Annotated in this window: 1 protein-coding gene; it reads right to left on the bottom strand. The window is 48.4% G+C overall.

Translation table 11 applies throughout. The features are described 5' to 3' along the window. On the bottom strand, positions 1 to 570 hold a 570-nt coding region (locus tag R7R24_RS29150; RefSeq protein WP_318120519.1), incomplete at both ends, for an LrgB family protein.

Here is a 570-nt window from a genome sequence, read left to right as displayed (position 1 = left end):
TAAACCAAAAAAGCTCGGAGCGAGAATGGAGGTGATGATGCCGCATAGCACCAACGCTAACGATGAAAACGCTGCGTCGCCAGGTTGTTTCTCTGCGCAAGTCGCAGTGCCAAGCGCGTGCGATACTGTGCCCATCGTCAAACCGCGAGCAATTGGATGCTTAATGCCGATTAGGTTGTAGATTGGGTACGCCAAAATAGCGCCAAGAAGACCTACGATCAGTACTAAGATTGCAGCGACTGCCGCTTCACCTCCAAGGTGGCTTGAGATTTCCATTGCAATCGGAGTGGTCACTGACTTACCTACTAGGCTCGCGATTAAACTGATGTCAGTTTTAAATGCAACGGCGATGAGGGTTGTGGTTGCCAGTGACATAATACTACCGAGCGTACAAGCAAACGTGATGATTCGCCAGTTGGCTTTGATTTGAGGAAGTTGCTCGTACAAAGGGTAAGCCAACGCCACTACTGCTGGTTGCAGTAAAAAGCTGATGCCTTCGTTGTCGGCGTAGTATGTCTCAAACGGTACATTGAGGTACGTTAATAAAGGAATCAGTACTGCAATACTGAT

The sequence above is a fragment of the Vibrio sp. 704 genome (assembly GCF_033339295.1).
This window is presented reverse-complemented; position numbering and strand designations above follow the sequence as displayed.